This window comes from Micromonospora sp. NPDC049529 (assembly GCF_055586685.1).
Genome location: NZ_JBVJHT010000008.1, coordinates 260,008 through 284,749 on the forward strand (window position 1 = coordinate 260,008; position 24,742 = coordinate 284,749).

The following is a 24,742-nucleotide window of genomic DNA, read 5'->3' on the forward strand; positions in this document are numbered from 1 at the left end:
GAGCATCCGGAATTGACGACCCACGGCGTCCCGGGGCGCCCCGGTGGCGCCTTCAGCTCGTCGGGGCGGCCTGGACCGCGGCCCGGTCCAGTGCGAGCGGCAGCAGACCGGCCAGTTGGGTGGCGGCGATGTTCCGCCCCGGCGCGAGCATGACCACCACGTCGCCCCGGCGCCCGACCACCCGGTCCTTGGCGAGGTACGCCTCGTCCCCGTGCGGGGTCGGCAGCGGTTGGCCGCTTCCCTTGCCGATGACCATGAGGACTCGCCCGGCCCGGCCGCGTATCACGCTGACCGAGGCCGCGAACGTACCGGTCAGGTCGTTGAAGTTGGTGTTCGTGTAACGCGGGTCGCCGCAGTCGGCCGAGGTCCGGTCCGGTCGCACCTGGCGGCCCACCACGCCACCGAGTTCGTCGGCGGTCAGCAGCGGCTCGGCGACGTTACCGGCCACGGCACCCGCCCGGCCGAGCTGGTGACGTGCGGCGCGGGAGTTGCCGCCCGCAACACGGTGACCTGCTTGACGCGGCGGGTCCACCGGCGCGCCTGGGCGGTCACCACGTCGCCCAGCTCGCACTGGCCGGAGATCTCCTTCGGCAGGATCCAGGACCGGGTCCGGTCGGACCGACCGTCGTCGATCACCAGGTAGTAGTTGATCGGTGTCCGGTCGGTGCTCTCCTCCGAGCAGTGGTACTGCCACATCTGGTCCCAGATCACCTCACCGGAGACCGTGCCCGCCGCGTCCCCGAAGACCCGGATCATCGTGTACGCCGCGTAGCCGAGCAGGGCGAGTCCGACGAGGAGGATGCCGAGGGTGATCGAGTCCAGTTCGGCGAGGTCGAGCCACGGCTGGAACCACCGGGCGAAAAGGAGGTGGAACGGATCCTCGGCCGGGTAGACCGGCCGGCTCTCCTGTCGGTCCGCGGCCGGCCCGACTATGCCGACGAGCGACCAGCCGAACCCGGCTGCGCCGAGCGCCCGGACGGAGGGCCAACGAGCGGCTGGCCGTACCGGGGCAGGCTGTCCGGGTAGCTGACCTCGACCTGGCGCCAGATGCCGCCGTACGCCGACCGAATGCGGCTTCGGTCGGCCAGGCCGAGGTGGGTGATCTGCGACGCCACCCGGCTCACGCCGAGCGCTGCCCCGTACGACAGGTAGCGGTGCCAGACCGTCACGGCCGCCGGGGCAGGTCCGCGAATGCCTCGTGTCCGGCCAGCCAGGCGCGGAGGCCAAGCCAGCGAGCGGCGAAGTCGACCGGCAACTGCCGCCAGGAGCAACCGGTCCGCAGCATGTACAGGATCGCGTCCACGATCGCCCGGCGGGAGTTCTTCTCCGGCCGGCCGAGCCACCTGGGCAGCGGCAACATCGGCTCGATGATGGTCCACTGCGCGTCGGTCAGATCTGATGGGTAACGAGGGGCGCGGTCCACACCCTGATCACCGACTCAGCCCCGCCGCCCCGACGGGCACACCGTCCGACATCGATGTCATACACCCTCTCAACGCCTCGCCGCAGCCGAAGCGGCGCTGGTCGCTCTTGGTCGGCGGGTGCCGCTGCTACGCGCAGCCGAGGCACAGCAAGTGATCGGCCGCAGCGCGGCGATTCCCCTGGTGTCGGGCACGTTGCTGTCGGAGGCGCCCCTCGGCCCGGTCGCCTGGCCACCATCGGGTCAGGCCGTCGTGGCGGTGGCGCTCAAACCCGGCCAGGTCCCGGGGGGGGCATCGCGCCGGGAAGCCATGCGCTGGTCGTGACCGTGGCCAAGGAAGGCACCTCGGACACCGCAGCGTTGGCTTTGGCTCCGGTGTGGGTCGCGGCGAGCGTGGTCGAGGTTGAACCGGACACGGACGTTGAAGTCCGGGCGATGCACCACCTTCGCCGCCACTCTGGCGGCGGTCTGGCCGAACGGGCCCGCGCTGTTGGTCGTAAGCCGACCCGGCAGGCGGTGACCTCGGCGACAGGCACGGCCAACCGGACGCGACGGGCCGGCGTCGCTGGCCAACGCCTGCCGCAGTGGTCAGCCGGTCGACCTGGCCACGCATACCGGACGTAGAGGAAGGCTGTCCCGACCCCGCACAGCCACTTGTGCGCGCCGCCGAGTAGGAAGTCCACGCCGAGCGCGGTGACGTCGATCGGCATGATGCCGACGCTCTGGAAGGCGTCCACGCCGGCAGCACGGGTGAGTAACCTTTCTTTACAGAACTGTCCCTTTCGATGCCGATGAGCCCGACCCTCGGTCGTCTCCACGGATCGTCGCGCGGCCATTATCCAGTGACAACAGGCAATTGATCTTCGGGGGCCCCGCCGGTCGACGTCGGGACGGGGGGGAGATCCCGATCTGCGCTTCTTGCCAGGAAAGCGCCCCTTGTCGGTGCGTTTGATGGGCGAAGTCGGTCACCCGGCCGGTGAAGTCGCCGGTGGCCGGTCGCGTCGTCGTGACGTCCGGTTCAGGCGGTGGCGGGTCGGGTCCGTCCGTCCGGTGAGGACGGTGTCGGCCGTCGATCGGCCCGGGTGGGGCCCGTCGGCCGGGCGGGCGGGATAGTCCGATCAGGTCAGTAGGAGTTTCGTTCGGCGGGGCGCGTCGATTGCCGCCACGTGAAAGGTACGTTACGCCTGCGTGATGGCCCTTTCCGGACGGCTGTCCGAAGTGGACAAGGTCACCTTGAGTAGTGTGCCCTGGTCGGCGCCGGCAGGCCCCCGTGTGCTGGCTGGTGTGGCACGCGCCGCCGTGGCACCCGCCGCAGTGGTGAAACCCCTGCTCGGGGCGGGCCGGCGGGGGATATTGGTCGGTCCTGATGGTTGTGGTCGTCGACTAATCCGCAATGGAGCTTGCTCCGAAAGAACTGCTATCGATCCACAACAGAGCACCCAAAACCGACACCGTGAGGTCACTGAGCACTTTTCGCGTTCCGCTGCTAGCATTCCCCTCGTGGCCCGCTGGAGGTTTGCGGGGGCGTCATCGGGTCAATGCTGGGACGGAATGCCGAGCAGGTGTTCTGGCCTTCGGGCTGCCGATACTCCTGCCCTTTTCCGGCCTGGCGCACACGGGCCGACGGTCGCTCTGCGTATTGAGGTGAGCTGTGGGGGAAACGTCAGGGCGGACGATGTCCGGCCGTTCTCGGTCGGTCACATTCGCCGCGCCGACGACGCGTTCCGTCGCGGCGCCGAGAACGTGCCGTCCTGGCCCAGTCCGCCACCGCCGTCGCCCTGAGCTGGTGAGACTCTCCCTGCCGCCCGGGGCGGCCCGCACTTCCTGACCCGTAGAACCGCGCCAGTCACCCACCGTGTCGGCAGCCTTCCCCGGTCGGTCCACCTCTCGCCGCGTACCTCTCGCCGGCGAACGAGCCCGGCCAGGTGGAGGATTCTCCCGTTTAGGACAAGTGCATGCGTCACGACGATCCGGAAGTCCCGAGTCAGGATTCCCTCACCGCTGTCCAGGTGGAGACCTGGCTGCGGGAACGGCTGGCTGCGCAACTCGACCTCGACGCCGCCAGCCTGGACGCGTACGAACGGTTCCACCGGTACGGCCTCAATTCGCTGCGCGCCGCCGGCCTCATCGCCGCGCTCGCCGAATTCGTCGGACGGCCCCTTCCGGCAACGCTTGTCTGGGATCACCCCACCATCGACTCGTTGGTCCGTTTCCTTACCCATGGAGACGAAGAAAAGGACACGCCGAGTAGGCGTCCGATCACCCGGGAATCGGAGCCGATCGCGATTGTCGGAATGGCGTGCCGCTTTCCCGGCGCCCCGAACGTCGGGGCGTACTGGAAACTGCTGACGCAGGGTGTCGACGCGATCACCGAAGTGCCGGCCGGGCGGTGGGACATCGAACAGTTCTTCAGTTCCGCGCCGGACGCCCCCGGCAAAATGAACACCCGCTGGGGCGGCTTCCTCGAACACGTCGACCGCTTCGACGCCGGCTTCTTCGGACTCGCCCCCCGCGAGGTCCTCCAGATGGACCCGCAGCAGCGCCTCGTCCTCGAGCTGGCCTGGGAGGCACTCGAAGACGCCGGGATCGCCCCGGGATCCCTGCGGGACAGCGCCACCGGCGTGTTCTGCGGGGCGATGTGGCACGACTACGGCCACCTGTTCGGTCACCACGCCGAGGACGTCACCGCGCACACCGCGACCGGGCAGGACCTCAGCATCGTCGCGGCCCGGGTGTCGTACCTGCTCGGGCTCCAAGGGCCGAGCCTGGCCGTCGACACCGCCTGCTCGTCCGCGCTGGTCGCCGTCCACCTCGCCTGCCAGAGCCTGCGTACCGGTGAGGCGACGATGGCGTTGGCCGGCGGGGTGAACCTGACCCTTGCCCCGGAGAGCACGGTGGCGATGTCGAAGTTCGGGGCGATGGCCCCGGACGGCCGCTCCAAGGCGTTCGACGCCCGTGCCAACGGCTACGTCCGCGGTGAGGGCGCCGGCCTCGTCGTACTCAAGCCGCTGTCCCGGGCGCTGGCCGACGGCGACCCGGTGTACTGCGTGATCGCCGGCTCCACGGTCAACAACGACGGTTTCAGCAACGGCCTGACCGCGCCGAACCCGCAGGCGCAGGTGGCGATGCTGCGGGCCGCGTACGACCGGGCGGGCGTCGCCCCGGACCGGGTGCACTACGTGGAGACCCACGGCACCGGCACCCTGCTCGGCGACCCGATCGAGGCGAACGCGATCGGTGCCGTCCTGGGCGCGGGCCGGCCGGCGGAGCGTCCGCTCGCGCTGGGCTCGGTGAAGACCAACATCGGTCACCTGGAGGCCGCCGCCGGCATCGCCGGCCTGATCAAGGCCGCTCTGGCCGTCCGGCACGGGACCATCCCGGGGAACCTCCACTTCGAGACGCCCAACCCGCACATCGACTTCGACGGGCTGCGGCTGCGGGTTCCGCGCACCACCGAGCCGTGGCCGTACCCCGAGGAGACCCCTCTGGCCGGGGTCAGCGCGTTCGGGTTCGGGGGCACCAACTGCCACGTCGTGCTGGCCGGAGCGACCGCGCAGCCGGTCCAGCTCCTGCCGCTTGCCGCAGCCACCGAGGCCGGACTGCGCGAGCTGGCCGGTATCGTCCGGGACGCCGTGGCCGGTCCGGTCGACTCGGCCGGCGCCGTCCGGGACGCCGCCACCGGACCGCTCGACCTGGCCGGGCTCGGCTGGACCCTGGCCGGCCGGAGCGTCGGGCAGCCGTACCGCACGGCGGTGACCGCGCGGACCGGCGACGAGCTGGCCGCCGGGCTCGACCGGTGGCTCGCCGACCCCGCCGGTACGACGGCGGAGGTGACCACGTCCGCTCCCCGGGTGGTGTTCGTGTTTCCGGGTCAGGGTGGTCAGTGGGTGGGGATGGGTCGGGAGTTGTGGCGTCGGGAGCCGGTGTTTCGGGAGGTGGTGTTGGCGTGTGAGGGGGCGTTTGCGGGGTTGGTGGATTGGTCGTTGGTGGAGGTGTTGGAGGGTGGGTCGGTCCTGGAGGGGATCGATGTGGTGCAGCCGGTGTTGTTTGCGGTGCAGGTGGGGTTGGCGGCGGTGTGGCGGTCGTGGGGTGTGGAGCCGGCGGCGGTGGTGGGGCATTCGATGGGTGAGGTGGCGGCGGCGTGTGTGGCGGGGGCGTTGTCGTTGGGTGATGCGGCTCGGGTGATCTGTGTGCGGAGTGGGTTGATGCGGCGGGTGTCGGGGGTGGGTGCGATGGCGGTGGTGGGGTTGGGTGCGGTTGAGGTGGGGGAGGTGGTGGCTGGGTTTGGTGGTGAGGTGGTGGTGGCGGCGTGGAATGGTCCGGTGACGACGGTGGTGGCGGGGTCGTCGGGTGCGGTGGATGCGGTGGTGGGGGAGTTGTCGGGTCGGGGGGTGTTCGCGCGGCGGGTGCAGGTGGATGTGGCGTCGCATTCTCCGCAGGTGGATGGGTTGCGTGATGATCTTTTGGCGGGGTTGGTGGGGGTGTCGCCGCGGGTGGCGTCGGTGCCGTTGTACTCGACGGTGCGCGGTGAGGTGTTGTCTGGTGTGGAGTTGGGGGCGGGGTACTGGTGGGAGAATCTGCGGGAGCCGGTGCGGTTCGCGCCGATGGTGGAGCGGTTGCTGGTTGATGGGTTGACGTGTTTTCTGGAGGTCAGTCCGCATCCGGTGTTGGGTGGGGCGATCGAGGAGTCGTGTCGGCGTTCTGGTGGTGGGGTGGTCCTCACCTCCACCCGGCGAGACGAGGACGAGCGCGGTGCGCTGCTCGACACCGCCGCCACCCTCTACCGGCTCGGTCACCCGTTGCACTGGCCCGCCCTCTACCCGCAGGACGTCACCCCGGTCGACCTGCCGCTGCCGGACGCGCCGACCCGACCCGCCGTGCCGACCACGCCCGTCCCACCGGCGGTCGACGACGCCGGGCCCACCGCCGACGAGGTGACCGCCGCCGTCGACGCGCGGACGGCGCAGGACCCGGTCCTCGTCCCGCTCTCGGCCCACACCCCGGAGGCGCTGACCGACCTCACCCGACGCACCGTCGACCTGCTCGGCCGGCACCCGAACGTACGACTGCGCGACCTCGGCCACACCGCCGCCCTCCGGCGGGACCACCACGCCGTTCGGCTCGCCGTCGCCGCCACCTCCCACGCCGACCTGGTGGAGAAGCTGACCGTCCGGCTCGCCGACGACCGTCCGGCCACCCCCGTGCCCGCCGGAACCGCCCGCAAGGTGGTGTTCGTGTTTCCGGGTCAGGGTGGTCAGTGGGTGGGGATGGGTCGGGAGTTGTGGCGTCGGGAGCCGGTGTTTCGGGAGGTGGTGTTGGCGTGTGAGGGGGCGTTTGCGGGGTTGGTGGATTGGTCGTTGGTGGAGGTGTTGGAGGGTGGGTCGGTCCTGGAGGGGATCGATGTGGTGCAGCCGGTGTTGTTTGCGGTGCAGGTGGGGTTGGCGGCGGTGTGGCGGTCGTGGGGTGTGGAGCCGGCGGCGGTGGTGGGGCATTCGATGGGTGAGGTGGCGGCGGCGTGTGTGGCGGGGGCGTTGTCGTTGGGTGATGCGGCTCGGGTGATCTGTGTGCGGAGTGGGTTGATGCGGCGGGTGTCGGGGGTGGGTGCGATGGCGGTGGTGGGGTTGGGTGCGGTTGAGGTGGGGGAGGTGGTGGCTGGGTTTGGTGGTGAGGTGGTGGTGGCGGCGTGGAATGGTCCGGTGACGACGGTGGTGGCGGGGTCGTCGGGTGCGGTGGATGCGGTGGTGGGGGAGTTGTCGGGTCGGGGGGTGTTCGCGCGGCGGGTGCAGGTGGATGTGGCGTCGCATTCTCCGCAGGTGGATGGGTTGCGTGATGATCTTTTGGCGGGGTTGGTGGGGGTGTCGCCGCGGGTGGCGTCGGTGCCGTTGTACTCGACGGTGCGCGGTGAGGTGTTGTCTGGTGTGGAGTTGGGGGCGGGGTACTGGTGGGAGAATCTGCGGGAGCCGGTGCGGTTCGCGCCGATGGTGGAGCGGTTGCTGGTTGATGGGTTGACGTGTTTTCTGGAGGTCAGTCCGCATCCGGTGTTGGGTGGGGCGATCGAGGAGTCGTGTCGGCGTTCTGGTGGTGGGGTGGTCCTCACCTCCACCCGACGGGACACCGGGGAACGACTCACCATGCTGGACACCGCCGGTGAGCTCTACCGGCTGGGCGTCCGGCTCGACTGGACGGCCCTGCACCCCGGCGCCGGCGAGGTCGTCCGCCTCCCCGAGTACCCCTGGCAGCGGGAACGCCACTGGCCGGAGCGCACCGTCCGGGCCGGCCAGCCGGTCGGCCACCCGCTGCTCGGCGCACGCGTCGAGTCCTCCCTCGACCAGGGCACCCACCTCTGGACCACCGACCTGCACGTCGACCGGCTGCCCTACCTCGCCGACCACCGGGTCCGGGGCCAGGTGCTGCTCCCCGCCACCGGGTACCTGGAGATGGCGCTGGCCGCCGCGACCGACCGGCTCGGCCCGGCCGTCTCCGTCGCCGACCTGGAGATCACCGAACCGCTCGCGCTGAGCGATCGGCCGGTCACCGTCCAGGCGACCCTCACCGGCCACCCGACCGGCGGGTTCGCATTCCAGTGCGCCAGCCGCCAACCCGACGAGGACGGCCGCCCCGGCGACTGGCTCGTCCACGCCCGGGGCACCGTCCGCCGCACCGGCGACACCGCCCCGGCCGCCGACGCCACCCGACCCGAACTGCCCGAACCGGGCGAAACCCACTACGCGGCGATGCGTGCCCGGGGACTCGACTACGGCCCCCACTTCCAGGGCGTACGACAGCTCCGCCGAACCGACGGCGAGGCGTGGGCGCAGGTCCACGGCGAGGCCGGCGGCGGCTACACCATGCACCCCGCACTGCTGGACGCCTGCCTCCAGGTCGCCCTCGCCGCGCTCCCGACGCAGCCCGCCGACACCTACGTGCCGGTCGGCGTCGAACGCCTCGACCTGCGGGACCGCCCCGGCACCGAGGTCACCTGCCACGCCCGGCTCCGCGACACCACCGACACCGACACCGACGAGCACACCGCCGACCTGACGGTCCACGCCCCGGACGGCCGGGTCCTGGTCGTCGTCACCGGCCTACGGCTGCGCCGCCTGGCCCGAAGCGTGGCCGGCGGCGCCGACCTGCTCTACCAGATCCGCTGGCAGCCCGCCCCGGCCCTGACCGCCGACGCCGGTACGGCCGACCTCACCGGACGGTGGCTGCTCCTCGCCGACCGGGACACCACCCTGGACGCCGCGCTGACCGCCCGGGGCGGCACCTGCGTCGTGGCCCGCCCCGGCGACCGCTACCAACGTCTCGGGCCGGACGCCTACCAGGTCGACCCGACCTGCCCCGAGCACCTGCGCGACCTGCTCGCCGAGGTCCTCGCCCCGGGGCAGCCCACCCTGCGCGGGGTGGTGCACCGCTGGGCGCTGGACACGGTGGTACCCGGGACGGACACTGCCGACGGCTGGGAACCCAACCACCGGCTGGTCGCCGACAGCCTCCGGCATCTGGTCGCGGCACTGCACGACGTACCCGGCACCACGCGCCCCCGGCTCTGGCTGGTCACCCGGGACAGCCAGGCCGTCCGCCCCACGGACCGGGTTACGGCGGTCGCCCAGGCCCCGCTCTGGGGGCTCGGCCGGACCATCGCGCACGAACACCCGGACCTGGACTGCACCCGCGTCGACCTCGGGACGGACCTGCCCGACGAGGACGCCGCGCTGCTCAGCGCCTTGACCGCCCCGGTCGAGGAACCCGAACTCGCCCTGCGCGGCACCGACGTGCTGGTCTCCCGCCTGGTCCCGGCCACCGCCGAGGAACCGACCGTCGACCCGGAGCCGGCCGGGGACCGCCCGTTCCGGCTCGCCGTCGACCGGGTCGGCACCCTCGACCAACTCCACCTGCGCGCCGTCGCCCCGCTCGCCCCGGGGCCGGGGCAGGTGCTGGTCGAGGTTCGGGCCAGCGGGCTGAACTTCCGCGACGTCCTGAAGACCCTCGGCCTCTACCCCGGACTCGACGACACCGCCGAGGTGACGCTCGGCGACGAGTGCGCCGGGGTTATCGCGGCGGTCGGACCGGACGTCACCGACCTGCGGATCGGCGACCCGGTGGTGGCGGTCGCCCCGCACGGCATCGGCAGCCACGTCCTCGCCGACGCGCGGCTCGTCGCGCCCAAACCCGAGCGCCTCGACTTCGCCGAGGCCGCCACCATCCCGATCGCCTTCCTCACCGCGGCGTACGCCCTGGAGCACCTCGCCCGGATCGAGCCCGGCGAGCGGGTCCTGGTGCATGCCGCCGCGGGCGGGGTCGGGCTGGCCGCCGTGCAGCTCGCCCACGCCGCCGGGGCGGAGGTGTTCGCCACCGCCGGCAGCAACGAGAAGCGCGCCCACCTCACGTCGCTGGGCGTGCGGCACGTGATGGACTCCCGGTCGGCGGCGTTCGCCGACCAGGTCCGCGCCGAGACCGACGGGCGGGGCGTGGACGTCGTCCTCAACTCGCTCTCCGGGGACCTCATCGCGCACGGCGTCGGCGCGCTCGCCCCGTACGGGCGGTTCGTGGAGATCGGCAAGCGGGACATCTACCAGGATCGGTCGCTCGGGCTCGGCCCGTTCCGCCGGAACCTGTCGTTCTTCGCCGTCGACCTGGACCTGATGTTCACCGAGCGCACCGCGCTGGTCGGCGGGCTGCTGCGGCGCATCGTCGCCCGGGTCGACGCCGGGGAACTCCAGCCGCTGCCGGTGCGCCGGTTCCCGGTGGGCCAGGCGCAGGACGCCTTCCACCTGATGGAGCAGGCGGGCCACATCGGCAAGATCGTGCTGACGGTGACCGATCCGGCCACGGTCGAGGTCCGTCCCACCGCCGGTGTCGGCCGGCTGCCCGCCGACGCCAGTTACCTGATCACCGGCGGGTTCGGCGGGCTCGGCCTGCGGGTCGCCCGCTGGCTCGCCGAGCGGGGGGCAACCCAGCTCGTCCTGGTCGGCCGCAGTGGCGCATCGGCCGCCGCGCAGCCCACCCTGAACGAGTTGGCCGACGCCGGCGTCCGGGTGGCGACCTTCGCCGCCGACGTCACCGATCCGGCCGAGGTGGCCCGGGTGCTCGACCACGTCCGCGCCCATCTGCCCCCGTTGCGCGGTGTGGTGCACGCCGCCGGGGTTCTCGACGACGGCATCCTGCTCCAGCAGACCGCGCAGCGGTACCGGCGGGTGACCCGTCCCAAGGTCGACGCCGCCTGGCACCTGCACACCCAGACAGGCGTCGACCAACTGGACTTCTTCGTCCTGTTCTCCTCGGTGACCTCGGTGCTCGGCTCACCCGGGCAGAGCAGCTACGCCGCCGGGAACGCCTTCCTGGACGCGTTGGCCCACGCCCGTCGGGCGGCCGGCCTGCCCGCGCTCAGCGTCAACTGGTGTCCCTGGTCGGCGGTGGGTATGGCGGCCCGTCTGGAACAGGGCGGCCAGGAGGCGCTGCGCGGACTGCGGGCGATCACCCCCGACCAGGGCGTCGCGGTGCTCGGCGCGCTGCTCGGGCAGCAGAGCGCCCAGGTCGCGGTGATGCCGTTCGACGCCGCCGAGTGGGTGGCCGCGTACCCGGCCGCCGGGCGGACCAACCAGCTCGCGCTGCTCGGCACCGCAGCCGCCGAGCGGCCCGCGTCGGACGGCGTTCGGGAACGCTTCCTCGCCGCCCCGCCGGGTCGCCGTCGACGGGCCGCCGTCGAGGCGTACGTCCGTGAGGAGGCGGCCCGGGTGCTGCGGCTGGCCCCGTCCCGGGTCGGGGTGGGCACGCCGCTGCGCAGCCTCGGCTTCGACTCGCTGATGTCCCTCGAACTGCGCAACCGGCTCGAGGCCGGCCTGCACCTGGCGCTGTCCGCGACGCTGATCTGGAACTACCCGACGATCGAGGTGCTCGTGCCCTACCTCGCCGACCGGCTGGGCGTCCCGCTCGACGCCCCGGAGGAACCCCCGAAACAGGACCAGCCGACCGAATCCGCCAACCATGCCGACCCCACCTCCGGCGACCAGACGGGCGACGACGACCTGGGCGGGCTCTCGGTCGACGACCTCGAAGCGCTCCTCGCCCAAGAGCTCAACGACCTCGAGACCTGACGGCGGACAAGGAACCGACATGTCCTCAGCACACCCCTCGGCGGCGACGCTGCAACGCGCGTTGACCGCGGTGCGCGACCTGCGCGCCAAACTCGAGGCCACCGAGCGTGCCCGCACCGAACCGATCGCGATCGTCGGTCTGAGCTGCCGGTTCCCCGGCGGCGCGAACAGCCCGGAGGCGTTCTGGGCGCTGCTGCGCGACGGGGTGGACGCGATCACCGAGGTCCCGGCCGACCGGTGGGACGCCGACACCCTCTACGACCCGGACCCGACCGTGCCCGGCCGGGTCAGCAGCCGCTGGGGCGGCTTCCTCGACCAGGTGGACCGCTTCGACGCCGCCTTCTTCGGCATCTCCCCCCGGGAGGCCGACCAGATGGACCCGCAGCAGCGGATCATGCTGGAGGTCGCCTGGGAGGCCCTGGAGCACGCCGGCCAGACCACCGACCGGCTCGCCGGCAGCCAGACCGGCGTGTTCGTCGGCGTCCACAGCCACAGCAACGACTACACCTGGCTCCAGTACGCCGACCCCGACCAGATCGACACGTACACCGGCACCGGCACCTCACACAGCGTCGTGGCCGGGCGCATCTCGTACCTGCTCGACCTGCGTGGGCCCAGCGTCGCGCTGGACACCGCCTGCTCGTCGTCCCTGGTCGCGGTGCACCTGGCCTGCCAGAGCCTGCGCGCCGGCGAGTGCCACACCGCGTTGGCCGGCGGGGTGAACCTGGCGCTGGCCCCGCACTTCACCATGGCCACCACCAAGATGCGGATGATGGCCACCGACGGCCGGTGCAAGACCTTCGACGCCGCCGCCGACGGTTTCGTCCGGGGCGAGGGCTGCGGGGCGATCGTCCTCAAGCGACTTTCCGACGCGCGGCGCGACGGCGACCCGGTCCTCGCGGTGATCCGGGGCTCGGCGGTCAACCAGGACGGTCGGACCAACGGCCTGACCGCGCCGAGCGGCCTCTCCCAGCAGCTCATCGTGGCGCAGGCGTTGCGCAACGCGGGCGTCGACCCGGCCGACGTGGACGCCGTCGAGGCCCACGGCACCGGCACCGCGCTCGGCGACCCGATCGAGGTCGAGGCGCTCGCCGAGGTGTTCGGCCCGGCCACCGACACCAGCCGGCCGATCGCACTCGGCTCGGTGAAGACCAACATCGGCCACCTGGAGGCCGCCGCCGGCATCGCCGGCCTGATCAAGGTCGTGCTCGCCCTGCGGCACCAGGCGATCCCCGCTCACCTGCACTTCCACACCCTCAACCCGAACACCTCGTTGACCGGCACCCGGTTCGTCATCCCCACCGAGTCGCGCCCGTGGCCGGCCAGCGACCATCCCCGGTACGCCACGGTCAGCTCGTTCGGCTGGTCCGGCACGAACGGCTGCCTGGTGGTGGGCGACGCCCCGGCACCCGCCGAGCCCGCGTCGGTCGCGCCGACGGACCGTCCCGCGTCGGCCGCCCCGACCGACAGTCCCACGTCGGCCGCGCCCACCGACGCTTCGGCACGGGCCGCGCCCACGGACGGCCTGGCCGACCGGGTGGAGCTGCTGCCGCTGTCGGCGCGCAGCCCGCAGGCGTTGCGGGACCTGGCCGGTGCGTACCGGTCGCTGCTGGCCACCGACGTCGGCCCGGCGCTGCGCGACCTGGTCTGGACGGCCGGGGTGCGGCGCAGTCACCACCCGTTCCGGGCCATGGTGACCGGCCGTACGCCCGCCGAACTCGCCGACAAGCTGGCCGCCCTGGTCGACTTGCCGGTCGACGGAACCGTCCCCGACCCGCCCGCCGGGCCACTCTTCGTCTTCTCCGGGCAGGGCGCCCAGTGGGCCGGCATGGGCCGCGATCTGCTGGACCAGGAACCGGTTTTCGCCGAGACCATGCGCCACTGCGACGAGCTGCTCCGCGCCCACACCGACTGGTCGCTGCTGGCCGAGATCCGCGCCGACGAGACCCGCTCCCGGCTGGACCGCACCGAGATCGCCCAGCCCGCCCTGGTCGCCGTGCAGGTCTCGCTGGCCGCCCTGTGGCGCTCGTGGGGGATCGAACCGGAGGCCGTGATCGGGCACAGCGTCGGCGAGATCGCCGCCGCCCACGTCGCCGGGGTGCTCACCCTCGCCGACGCGCTGCGGGTCGCGTACCACCGGGGACGGGTGATGCAGCAGGCGCACGGGCTCGGCCGGATGGCCAGCGTCGCGCTGCCGGTCGCCGAGGCCGAGGCGGTCGTCGCCGGGTACGCGGAGCGGCTCACCGTGGCCGCCGTCAACGGGCCCACCGCCACCGTGCTCGCCGGTGACCCGGATGCCCTCGCCGAGGTGCTCGCCGCGCTCACCACCCGGGGCGTGGCCAGCCGAATGTTGCGGGTCGAGTACGCCTTCCACAGCCCGCAGATGGCACCGTTCCAGGCCCCGCTGGTGGCGGCGCTGCGCGGGCTCGCCCCGCAGCCGGCCAGCGTGCCGATCGTCTCCACCGTCACCGGACGCGCCGCCGGAGACGGGGACTTCGACGCGGCGTACTGGGGACGCAACATCCGCGAACCGGTCCGCTTCGCCGACGCCCTCGCCCACCTCGGCGTGGAGACCGCCCTGCGGACGGTGGTCGAGGTCGCCCCGCAACCGGTGCTGGCCCGGCCCATCGTCGAGCAGTTCGAGAGCACCGGCCAACGGGCCGTCGTGCTCGCCTCGATGCGGGCCAACGCGGACCCACGGACCGCCCTGCTCACCGCCCTCGGCGGCCTCTACCGGGCCGGCCACCCCGTCGACTTCGGACGGCTGCACCCCACCGCCGGCCGGTGCGTGGAGCTGCCGGCGTACCCGTGGCAGCGGCGACGGCACTGGCTGCGCCCGACAGCCCGACCCGCCGTCGCCCGGCCGGCCGGCGGGCACCCGCTGCTCGGTCGGCGGGCCCGCACCGCCCTGCCCACCTTCGACGGCGTCCTGGACGCCACCGTCGGGGCCCTCGGTGACCACCGCGTCCACGACGCGGCGCTGCTGCCGCTGACCGGTTACCTGGAACTGGCCCTGGCCGCCCACGGCGACCCCGGTCCGGTCCAGGTCACCGACCTGGTGCTGCACGAGCCGCTGGTGTTGCCCGCCGACGCGCCGGTGGCGGTGCAGACCGTGCTCACCCCCGCCGGCGGTGACCGGAGCAGCGTCGGTGTGTTCAGCCAGCCGGCCACCGCCGTCGACGACCAGCCCTGGACCCGGCACGCGGAAGGCGTGGTGGCCCGGTACGCCCCGCCGCCCGGACCACCGGTCGACGTGGCGGCGCTGCGCGACCGACTCACCCCGGCCGAGGTCACGCCGTTCTACCAGCGGCTGCGCGACGTCGGCATCGGCTACGGGCCGGCCTTCACCGGCGTACGCGACCTGTGGCGGGGCACCGACGAGGCGCTCGGTCGGGTCGCCCTCCCGGCCGACGTGGCCGCCACCGCCGGCGCGTACCGGTGGCCCCCGGCGCTGCTCGACGCGGCCCTCCAGGTGGTCCTGGCCGCGCTCCCCGACGACCTGGCCGCCGCCTGGCTGCCGATCGGTCTGGACCGGTTCGCCGCGGCAGCCCCGGCCGGGGCGCAGGTGTGGAGCCACGCCACGCTGCGTCGCCGCGACGACGACACGACCGTCGCCGACCTCGACCTGTACGCCCCGGACGGCACGCCACTGGCCCGGGTCGAGGGGCTGCTGCTGCGGCGGGCCGGCCGGGACGCGCTGCGCCGGAACGCCGACCTCGGCTACGAGATCGCCTGGGAGCCGGCGCGGGCACCCCGTCCGGCCGAGTGGGACGGCGGCGGGGCCTGGCTGTTCCTGGCCGACCGGGACGGTTCCGCCGAGGCGCTCGGCGACCTGCTGCGGGCCCGGGGCGACGAGGTCGTCGTGCTGCCCGCCGACCCGGCCGACGACCTGGCCGCCCGGCTGCACGGCCAGCTCACCGCCGACCGGCCGTGGCGGGGCGTCGTGCACCTCGCCGGCCTGGACACCCCTGCGGTTTTCGGGCCGGAGGCCGAGCCGACCACCGGCGACGTGCTGACCGCACACGAACGGACCGTCCGCGTCCTGCTCGACCTGGCCCGGGTGCTCACCGCCGCCGACGGCCCGACCCCGCCGGTCTGGCTGCTCACCCGGGGCGCACGGGCGGTCACCCCGGACGACGCGCCGGTGGCGGTGACCCAGTCGCCAATCTGGGGCCTGGCCCGGGCGGTCGGCCGGGAACGCCCCGACCTGCGCTGGACCTGCCTCGACCTCGACCCGGCCGACCCCCGGCCGGTGCCGCCGGAACTGCCCGACCTGCTGCGCGCCGCCGACGCCGAGGACCAGCTCGCGCTGCGCGCCGGCACCGTCCATGTGCCCCGGCTGGTGCCGGCCACGCCGCCGGCCGAGGCCGGGCCGGTGCGGCTGGGCATCCGCGCGCGGGGTGTCCTGGAGAACCTCACCTTCGACCCGGCCGCCCGCCGGCAGCCGGCACCGCACGAGGTGGAGATCCGGGTGCACGCCACCGGGCTCAACTTCCGGGACGTGCTCAACGCGCTCGGCATGTATCCGGGTGAGGCGGGACCGCTCGGCCTGGAGTGCGCCGGGGTGGTGGTGGCCGCCGGCGCGGACGTGCCGGACCTGGCCGTCGGGGACCGTGTCCTCGCGCTCGCCCCGGCGAGCTTCGCCAGCTTCGTCACCGTCGCCGCCGACCGGGTCGCCCCGCTCCCGGCGACCCTCGGCCACGCCGAGGCTGCCACGATCCCGGTGGCGTTCTGCACCGCCGCGTACGGGCTGCACCACCTGGCCGCGCTCAAGCCCGGCGACCGGGTGCTGATCCACGCCGCCGCCGGTGGCGTCGGCCTGGCCGCCGTGCAACTCGCCCAGGCGGCCGGGGCGGAGGTGTTCGCCACCGCCAGCCCGGCCAAGTGGCCGATCCTCACCGACCTGGGCGTGCAACACGTCTTCAACTCGCGCACCCTGGACTTCGCCGACCAGATCCGTGAGCGCACCGACGGTGCGGGCGTCGACGTTGTGCTCAACTCGCTCGCCGACGACTTCATCCCGTACAGCCTGGACCTGCTCCGCCCCTGCGGGCGGTTCCTGGAGATCGGCAAGCGGGGCATCTGGGCGGTCGAGCGGGTCGCCGCCCACCGCCCTGACGTCGCCTACCACCCGTACGACCTCGGGGCGGTCGCCGACGACGACCCGGCGCTGGTCCGCACCCTGCTGCGGGACCTGACCGCCGCACTCGGGGAGGGCCGGCTCAACCCGCTGCCGCTGCGCGCGTTCGACCTGGACCGGGCGGTGGACGCGTTCCGCCATATGGCCCAGGCTCGGCACGTCGGCAAGGTGGTGGTCACCCACGAGCCACCGCCGGCCGTGCACCCCGACGCCACGTACCTGGTCACCGGAGGTCTCGGCGGAATCGGCCCGGCGATCGCCCGGTGGCTGGTGGCGCGCGGCGCCCGGCACCTGGTGCTGGTCGGCCGCAGCGCCCCCACGCCGCAGGTCGCCGCGGCCCTGCGCGACCTGCACCCGGACGCGCGGGTCCACGTCCGGCAGGCCGACGTGGCCGACCCGGACGCCCTGACCGACCTGCTCGCCGGGATCGCCGCCGACCTGCCGCCACTGCGCGGCGTGGTGCACGCCGCCGGCGTGCTCGACGACGGTGTGCTCGACCAGCAGAACTGGCCGCGCTTCGCCCGGGTGCTCGCCCCGAAGGTCGCCGGTGGCTGGAATCTGCACCGGCTCACCCGGCACCTGCCGCTGGACTTCCTGGTGTTCTGCTCGTCGGTCGCGTCGCTGCTCGGCTCGGCCGGGCAGAGCGGTTACGTCACCGCGAACGCCTTCCTCGACACGCTCGCCCAGCACCGCCGCGCCCGAGGGCTTCCCGCCACCAGCGTCAACTGGGGGCCGTGGGCGGACGGCGGGATGGCCGCCCGGCTCAGCGACCAGCAGCGGCAGCGGCTTGCCGGGCAGGGCTTCCGGCCGCTGACCGCCGACGACGCCACCGCCGCCCTCGGTCGGCTCCTCGACGCGCACGCCGTGCAGGCCGGGGTGTTCGCCGTGGACTGGCCGACCCACCTGCGCCAGTACGGCGCCGACGCCCCGCCGTTGCTGACCCGGCTCGGCGTCACCCCGGCCGCCGCCCCGACCGGCGCGGCACCCACCCCGGCGACCGGCGGGCCGCGCGAGCGGATCACCGCCGCCCACCCCACCGAGCGCCGGCAGCTCCTTCAGGAGTACGTCCGGGACACCGCCGTCACCATCCTCGGGCTGCCCACCAGCCAACCGGTCAACCCGCAGCAACCGTTGCGGGACCTCGGCCTGGACTCGCTGATGGCGGTCGAACTACGCAACGCGCTCGGCGGGCTCGCCGGCCGGGCCCTGCCCAGCACCCTGGTCTTCGACCACCCCACCGTGGCCCGGCTGACCGACCACCTGCTCGGCGAACTCTTCCCCGAGCCGGCCCGACCGTCGCCCACCCCGGCCACCCCGCCGCCGGTGACCCCGGGCCCTGCCCCCGAGGCCCCGGCCGACCTGGTCGCCCGGGTCGCCGCCCTGGACGACGCGGACGTCGAGGCGCTGCTGGCCGCGAAGCTCTCCGCCCTGGAGGTGAGGAACACCAATGAGTGACGCCGGACCGTCCTCTCAGGCGCTCTCCCCGCTCAAGCGGGCCCTGGTCGCCATCGAGACCCTGCAGGCCCGCTTGGACGAGGTCGAACGCGCCCGGACCGAACCGATCGCGATCATCGGGGTGGGCTGCCGCCTCCCCGGCGGCGCGGACGGCCCCGACGCCTTCTGGACCCGGCTGCGCGACGGCGTGGACCTGGTCTCCGAGGTTCCCGCCGACCGCTGGGACGTGGCCGCGTACCACGACCCGGAGCAGGCCACTCCGGGCACCATGAGCACCCGCGACGGCGGCTTCCTCGACCGGGTCGACCAGTTCGAACCGGGCTTCTTCGGCATCTCGCTGGGCGAGGCCGCCAGCATGGACCCCCAGCAGCGACTGCTGCTGGAGGTCGCCTGGGAGGCCCTCGAACACGCCGGTCAGGTGCCCGCCCGGCTCGCCGGCAGCGCCACCGACGTCTACGTGGGCATCAGCACCTGGGACTACTCGCTGCTGCTCGGTGGCGCGCCGATCCGGGGGCTGTCCGGCACCGCGTTCAGCATCGCCGCGAACCGCCTGTCGTACCTGTTCGACCTGCGCGGCGCGTCCATGGCGGTGGACACCGCCTGCTCGTCGTCCCTGGTCACAGTGCACCTGGCCTGCCAGAGCCTGCGCGCCGGCACCGCCCGGGTCGCCCTGGCCGGCGGGGTGAACGTGATGCTCTGGCCGGAGACCATGGCGGCGTTCTCGCAGATCGGCATGCTCTCCCCGGACGGGCGCAGCCGCACCTTCGACGCCAGCGCCAACGGCTACGTGCGCGGCGAGGGCGCCGGCATGGTCGTCCTCAAGCGACTCTCCGACGCCCGCGCCGACGGGGACCGGGTCCTCGCGGTGATCCGGGGCTCGGCGGTCAACCAGGACGGTCACAGCAACGGCCTCACCGCCCCGAACGGCGTCGCCCAGGAGGCGGTGATCCGGGCCGCGCTCGCCGACGCCCGCACCCCCGGCCACCGGGTCGACTACGTCGAGGCGCACGGCACCGGCACCACCCTCGGCGACCCGATCGAGGTCCGGGCCCTCGGCGCGACCCTCGGCCCGGGCCGCGACCCGGCCCGCCCGCTGCTGCTCGGCTCGGTCAAGACCAACACCGGGCACCTGGAGGCCGCCGCCGGGATCACCGGCCTGATCAAGGTGGCGCTCGCGCTGCACCACGGCGAGATCCCCCCGCACCTGCACCTACGCGAGCTGAACCCGTACGTCGACTGGGCCGAACTGCCGCTGCGGGTGGCCACCGCCCGCACCCCGTGGCCGTCCCCGGCGGGCGCGCGGACCGCCGGCGTCAGCTCGTTCGGCTTCGGCGGCACCAACGCCCACATCGTCCTCGGCGACACTCCGGCCGACGCGGCCGAGCCGCTCGCCTCGGTTGATTCGGTCGCCGACGACCGGCCGGTCCGGCTGCTCACCCTCTCCGCCCGCAGCGAGGACGCCCTGCGCGACCAGGCCCGCCGGTACGCCGACCGGCTCGCCGCGCCACCCACCCCGACCCTCGCCGCGTTCTGCCACACCGCCAACGCCCGCCGCACCCACTTCGCGCACCGTGCGGCGGTCCCGGTGACCGACCTCGCGCAGGCCCGTGCCGCACTGACCGCGATCGCGGCCGGCGAGCGCCCGGACGGCGTCCAGGTCGGCGCCGTCGCCACCGGCACCCGCCGGCGGCTGGCGTTCATCTTCCCCGGTCAGGGCGGCCAACACCGGGACATGGGCCGGGAGCTGTACCGGACCGAGCCGGTCTTCCGGGGTGTGATCGACCGCTGCGCCGAACTCTTCGACGCCCACCACCCATGGCGGCTGCGGGACGTCCTCTACCCCGACGGCGGGGTCACCTACCCGATCGACGACACCGAGTACGCCCAGCCGACCCTCTTCGCCCTCCAGTGCGCCCTCGCCGCGACCTGGCGTTCCTGGGGCGTCGAACCGGACGCGGTGCTGGGGCACAGCCTCGGCGAGTACGCCGCCGCCTGGGTCGCCGGGGTGTTCAGCCTGGAGACCGGGGTGCGGCTGATCGTGGAACGCGGCCGGCTCACCCGCACGCTCCCGCCGACCGGCATGATGGCCGCCTGCTCCGCCTCGGCGCAGGACGTCACCGCGCTGCTGGACGGGTACGCCGGCCGGGTCGCCGTGGCGGCCGTCAACGGCCCCGAGCACACCGTCATCTCCGGCGAGAGGACCGCCGTGCAGGCGGTGCTGGAACGGCTGGAGGAGGACTTCGTGCTCACCCGCCCGCTGCGGGTGTCCTACGCCTCCCACTCGCCGCTGCTGGAGCCGATCCTCGACGAGTTCGAGAAGGCCATCGCCGGGCAGGAGTACGGCGAGCCGCGCATCCCGTTCATGTCCACCTACCAGGCGACCATGCTGCGCTCCGGGATCTGCCACGACGCCGCGTACTGGCGTCATCAGCTCCGCGAGCCGGTCCGCTTCCTGGACGCCACCCGGGCGCTCGCCGCCGAGGGCTACGACACGTTCCTGGAGATGGGCCCGAAGGACACCCTGATCGAGATGGGCAAACGCTGCCTGCCCCGGGGGACCGGCCGGTGGCTGCGGTCGCTGGACCCGGAGGTAGGCAACTGGGAGACCCTCACCGCCAGTGCCGCCACCCTGCACACCGACGGCGTCGAGGTGGACTGGACCGCCTTCGGCGGCGGCGCGCACGCCCCGGTGGACCTGCCCACCTACCCGTTCCAGCGGCGGCGCTGCTGGCTGGACCCGGAACAACTCGCCCAGTACCGCCGGCCGACGGAGGACCCGAGGTGACCCACCACGATCCGGTTCTGGCGGTGACCCGACTCGACTCGGGCATCGTCCAGCTCGCCATCTGCGACCCGACCCGGGAGAACCGGCTCAGCTACGAGCTGGTCGACCAGCTGTTCGCCGCCCTCGACAAGCTCGCTGGCGACGAGTCGGTCAAGGTCCTCCTGGTCACCGGCACCCCGGAGATCTGGTGCGCCGGCGGCACTCTCCAGATGCTCCGGGAGATGGCCAGCGGCGTGTACGACGAGCGCCGGCTGCTCGCCCTCGCCGACCGGCTGCTGGGCTTCCCGGTGCCGGTGATCGGCGCCCTCGAGGGGCACGCGGTCGGCGGTGGCCTGGCCCTGGCGCTGTGCTGCGATCTGACCGTCGCCGCCGCGAACCGCCGCTACGCGGTCAACTCCGCCAGCATGGGCTTCACCCCGGCGATGGGCCTGTCGGTGCTGCTGCCGGCCGCCGTCGGTCACCACGTCGCCGCCGAGATGATCTTCACCGGGAAGTACTACAAGGGTCGGGAGCTGGCCGACCGGCGGCTGTTCAACGCGGTCGTACCCGGCGACGAGGTGCTCGCCCACGCCACCGACCTGGCCGAGCAGATCGCCGAGAAGCCGCGCTACGTGCTGGAACTGCTGAAGGAGACGCTCGCGCTGCCCAAGCGCCACGCCCTCCAGGAGGCCATCGCCCGCGAGCCGCTGATGAACCGGATCTGCTTCACCCAGCCCGGCAGCGCCGCGCTGCTCGACCAGACATACCTGAGCTAGGAGAACTCCCATGCGGGTAGGCATCGAGAAGTTGAACCTGTACGGCGGTCGGGCGTACCTGACGATCGCCGACCTCGCCTCGGCGCGCGGCGGCTCCCTCACCGAGCTGGAACGCCGCCAGATGGTCCCGTACGAGTCGCGGGCCATCGTCCCGCCGTACGAGGACCCGGTCACCCTGGCCGTCAACGCCACCGAACGGCTCCTCACCGACGATGACCGTGCGCAGATCGAACTGGTCGTGGTGGCCACCGAATCGGCGGTGGACTTCGGCAAGCCCATCTCCACCTGGGTGCAGCGGTTCTGCCGGCTGCCCGCGCACAGCCGCAACTTCGAGGTCAAGCACATGTGCTACGGCGGCACGGCCGCGCTGCGCGTCGCCGCTTCCTGGGTCGCGTCGAACGTCCGCCCCGGCAAGAAGGCCCTGGTCATCAACAGTGACCTGAGCCGCACCCGCAACCACGTGCAGACCGAGGACGACGACCTCGGTGAGCTGATGGCCGGCGGCAGCGCGGTCGCCATGCTGGTCAGCGCCGAGCCGGCCGTGTTCGAGCTGGAACTGGAGAAGGCCGGCTACTGGACCAACGAGTTGTCCGACGCGCTGCGCCCCAACTCGCGTACCGAGATCATCACCGGCACGACCAGCTTCTACTCCTACCTGGACGCGCTGGAGGAGACCTACGAGCGGTACGAGGCGATCGTCGGCGAGGTCGACTTCGAGTCGTACTTCCGGAAGAACATCTATCACGCCCCGTTCCCGGGGATGACCAAGGTCGCGCACAAGACCCTGCTCAACCGGCTCGGCGTCACCGACAAGGCCGCCATCGAGGCGAGCTGGCGGGACCGGGTCGCCGCCAGCACCCACTTCGCCCGGCGGATCGGCAGCGCGTACGGAGCGTCCACCTTCATCTGCCTGCTCGGCATGCTGCACACCGCCACCGACCTGGCCGCCGGGGATCGGCTCTCGGTCTTCGCGTACGGCTCCGGCTGCCAGGCCGAGTTCTACAGCGGACTGGTCGGACCGGACGCCACCGGATACGTGCGCGGCCTCGACCTGGACGCGCACCTCGACTCCCGGGTCCGGCTCTCCGTCGCACAGTACGAGCAGATCGAGAAGGCCTGCGAGACGAACATCGACGAACGCACCTACCAGCCGCTGACCCAGGACGTCGGCGACCTGTACGCCCAGCGCTACGAGGGAGAGCACCTGCTGGTCCTGGAGGCCGTCCGCGACTACCACCGTCACTACCGCTGGAGCTGACGGAATGGACCGCGCGGTACGCACCGAGATCGCCGACGGCGTCTGCTTCGTGACGCTGGCCGCCCCCGCCAACGGCAACGCGATCAATTTCGACCTGATCGACGGGCTGACGGCGGCGCTCGACGCCGTGGACGCCGACCCGGACTGCCGGGCGATGGTGGTCGCCGCCGAGGGGCCGACGTTCTGCCGTGGGCTCGACCTGGAGGCGTTCTTCGTCCACGGCCGGCTCCCGGACCGCGACCAGCTCCGCCGGCTCCCGGCCTGCCTGGCCCGGATCCGGCGGGCCCGGGTACCGGTGATCGCGGTCGCCGACGGCGAGGCCATGGGCGGCGGCGTCGGCCTGCTCGCCGCCTGCGACCTGGTGCTCGCCACCCCGGCCGCGCGGTTCATGCTCTCCGAGCCGATCGTCGGCCTGGTGCCGGCGACCATCGTGCCGTTCCTGCTGCTGCGCACCGGCCCGGCCCGCCTCCGGGCGATGACCCTGAGCACCCGGGGCATCCCGGCCGCCGAGGCGCACACCTGGGGCCTGGTCGACGAACTGGTCACCGATGGCGTCGGCACGGCGCTGCGCGCCCAGCTCCAGCGGATCTTCCGGTCCGCGCCGCAGGCGCTCGCCGAGACCAAGCGCTACTACGACCGGCTCAGCGCCGCCGACCTCGACCAGCAGATCGAGATCGGCCTCGACCAGTTCACCGGCTGGCTGGCCCGGCCGGACGTCCTGGCGGGGGTCACGTCGTTCGGCGAGGGCTTCGCCCCGCCGTGGTTCGCACGCTACCGAGGGCGGACGGATGTTCCAAGTCATTCGGGTACGTGAGGTCGAGCCCGGCGTCGCCGAGCTGACCCTCGACGACGCCGAGCACGACAACCGCCTCAGCGACCGGCTCTGCGACGAGCTGTTGGCCGCCCTGGCCCAACTCGCCCAGGACCCGCAGCTCAAGGTGCTGATCCTGCGCGGCCGGCCGGAGGTGTTCTGCGCCGGGGCGACCATGGAGGCCCTGCAACGGGTGCTCTCCGGTGCCCTGCACGTCAAGGACCTGCTGCTGTCCCGGCCGATGCTGGACTTCCCGGTGCCGATCGTCGGCGCCCTCGAGGGGCACGCCGTCGGCGGCGGGCTGGTGCTGGCGCTCTGCTGCGACCTCGTGGTGGCCGCCCGCAACCGCCGGTACGCCATGAACTTCGCCCGGATGGGCTTCACCCCGGCGATGGGCACCACCGCGCTGCTACCGGCCGCCGTCGGGGCCGCCACCGCCGCCGAGCTGACCCTGACCGCCCGCTACTACCGGGGCGGCGACCTCGACGGCCGTGGCTTCTTCAACGCCGTCGTCCCGGCCGACGAGGTGTTCCCCACCGCGTTGGAGTTCGCCCAGCGCATCGCCGAGAAACCCCGGCACGTGCTGGAGCTGACCAAGGAGACCCTGGCCCAGCCCCGACGCCAACTGCTGCGCGCGGCGATGTCCCGCGAGCACCTGATGCACCGGGTCTGCTTCGGCCGACCCGAGGTTGCGGAGATCGTCGCCGAGACCTACCTCACCTGACCAGCACCACCGATCAGAACAAGGAGACACCCCAAGATGGACCGTCAGCAGGTCGTGGACGTGGTGACCAAGCACATCCAGCTCAACGCCGAGGGCTTGGACGACCAGCCCGTCGACACCACCAAGTCGATGAAGGACTTCGGGCTCGGCAGCCTCGACATCGTCGAGATCGTCTCGGCGTCGATGCGCGAACTCAAGATCCGGGTGCCCCGCACCGAACTGGCCAACCTCAAGAACGTCGACGAACTCGTCGACCTGTTCCTGAAGGTCAAGCAGGAGCAGTAGGCCTCATCTCCC

At 73.0% G+C, this 24,742-nt stretch carries 12 protein-coding genes and 1 pseudogene; 8 read left to right on the forward strand and 5 right to left on the reverse strand.

Annotated features, from left to right (window positions below):
- Positions 1-52 precede the first annotated feature (52 nt).
- From ACZ6QQ_RS16265 to ACZ6QQ_RS16285, 5 genes and pseudogenes are all read right to left on the reverse strand, one after another.
- The gene (locus tag ACZ6QQ_RS16265) at positions 53-448 is read right to left on the reverse strand and encodes a hypothetical protein (RefSeq protein ID WP_465877061.1); all 396 of its coding nucleotides are present in this window, start codon (positions 446-448) and stop codon (positions 53-55) included.
- On the reverse strand, positions 418-756 hold the full coding sequence (locus ACZ6QQ_RS16270) for a hypothetical protein (RefSeq protein ID WP_465877063.1): 339 nt from the start codon (positions 754-756) through the stop codon (positions 418-420). Before ACZ6QQ_RS16270 ends, ACZ6QQ_RS16265 begins: the two co-directional genes overlap by 31 nt.
- Before the next feature lie 173 nt (positions 757-929).
- A complete protein-coding gene (locus tag ACZ6QQ_RS16275) occupies positions 930-1,169 on the reverse strand; it encodes a hypothetical protein (protein WP_465877065.1) in 240 nt (79 codons plus the stop codon).
- Between the two features lie 71 nt (positions 1,170-1,240).
- Positions 1,241-1,423 (reverse strand): annotated as a pseudogene (locus ACZ6QQ_RS16280) (transposase); the annotation flags it as partial.
- A 263-nt stretch (positions 1,424-1,686) separates the two neighbouring features.
- Positions 1,687-2,256 (reverse strand): aminotransferase class V-fold PLP-dependent enzyme, encoded by a 570-nt coding sequence (locus ACZ6QQ_RS16285; RefSeq protein ID WP_465877067.1) that lies wholly within the window; start codon positions 2,254-2,256, stop codon positions 1,687-1,689.
- 1,119 nt (positions 2,257-3,375) lie between these two features.
- Between ACZ6QQ_RS16285 and ACZ6QQ_RS16290 the strand changes: the two genes are divergently transcribed.
- From ACZ6QQ_RS16290 to ACZ6QQ_RS16325, 8 genes are read left to right on the forward strand one after another with little or no spacing between them, the layout of a single operon-like run.
- Entirely contained in the window at positions 3,376-11,517 is an 8,142-nt protein-coding gene (locus tag ACZ6QQ_RS16290) for an SDR family NAD(P)-dependent oxidoreductase (protein WP_465877069.1), read from the forward strand.
- 19 nt (positions 11,518-11,536) lie between these two features.
- Positions 11,537-18,112, forward strand: a complete 6,576-nt coding sequence (locus ACZ6QQ_RS16295) for an SDR family NAD(P)-dependent oxidoreductase (protein ID WP_465877070.1) — start codon at positions 11,537-11,539, stop codon at positions 18,110-18,112.
- Complete coding sequence (locus ACZ6QQ_RS16300) at positions 18,105-20,897, forward strand: type I polyketide synthase (protein ID WP_465877072.1); 2,793 nt, start codon at positions 18,105-18,107, stop codon at positions 20,895-20,897. The genes ACZ6QQ_RS16295 and ACZ6QQ_RS16300 overlap by 8 nt, the downstream gene beginning before the upstream one ends.
- Complete coding sequence (locus tag ACZ6QQ_RS16305; RefSeq protein WP_465877074.1) at positions 20,894-21,652, forward strand: polyketide synthase; 759 nt, start codon at positions 20,894-20,896, stop codon at positions 21,650-21,652. The genes ACZ6QQ_RS16300 and ACZ6QQ_RS16305 overlap by 4 nt, the downstream gene beginning before the upstream one ends.
- A gap of 10 nt (positions 21,653-21,662) precedes the next feature.
- Positions 21,663-22,910 (forward strand): hydroxymethylglutaryl-CoA synthase family protein, encoded by a 1,248-nt coding sequence (locus ACZ6QQ_RS16310; protein ID WP_465877076.1) that lies wholly within the window; start codon positions 21,663-21,665, stop codon positions 22,908-22,910.
- Between the two features lie 4 nt (positions 22,911-22,914).
- Positions 22,915-23,724, forward strand: a complete 810-nt coding sequence (locus ACZ6QQ_RS16315) for an enoyl-CoA hydratase/isomerase family protein (RefSeq protein WP_465877078.1) — start codon at positions 22,915-22,917, stop codon at positions 23,722-23,724.
- Positions 23,699-24,445 (forward strand): polyketide synthase, encoded by a 747-nt coding sequence (locus ACZ6QQ_RS16320; RefSeq protein WP_329101441.1) that lies wholly within the window; start codon positions 23,699-23,701, stop codon positions 24,443-24,445. The genes ACZ6QQ_RS16315 and ACZ6QQ_RS16320 overlap by 26 nt, the downstream gene beginning before the upstream one ends.
- Before the next feature lie 36 nt (positions 24,446-24,481).
- Complete coding sequence (locus tag ACZ6QQ_RS16325; protein WP_465877080.1) at positions 24,482-24,730, forward strand: phosphopantetheine-binding protein; 249 nt, start codon at positions 24,482-24,484, stop codon at positions 24,728-24,730.
- Positions 24,731-24,742: the final 12 nt, after the last annotated feature.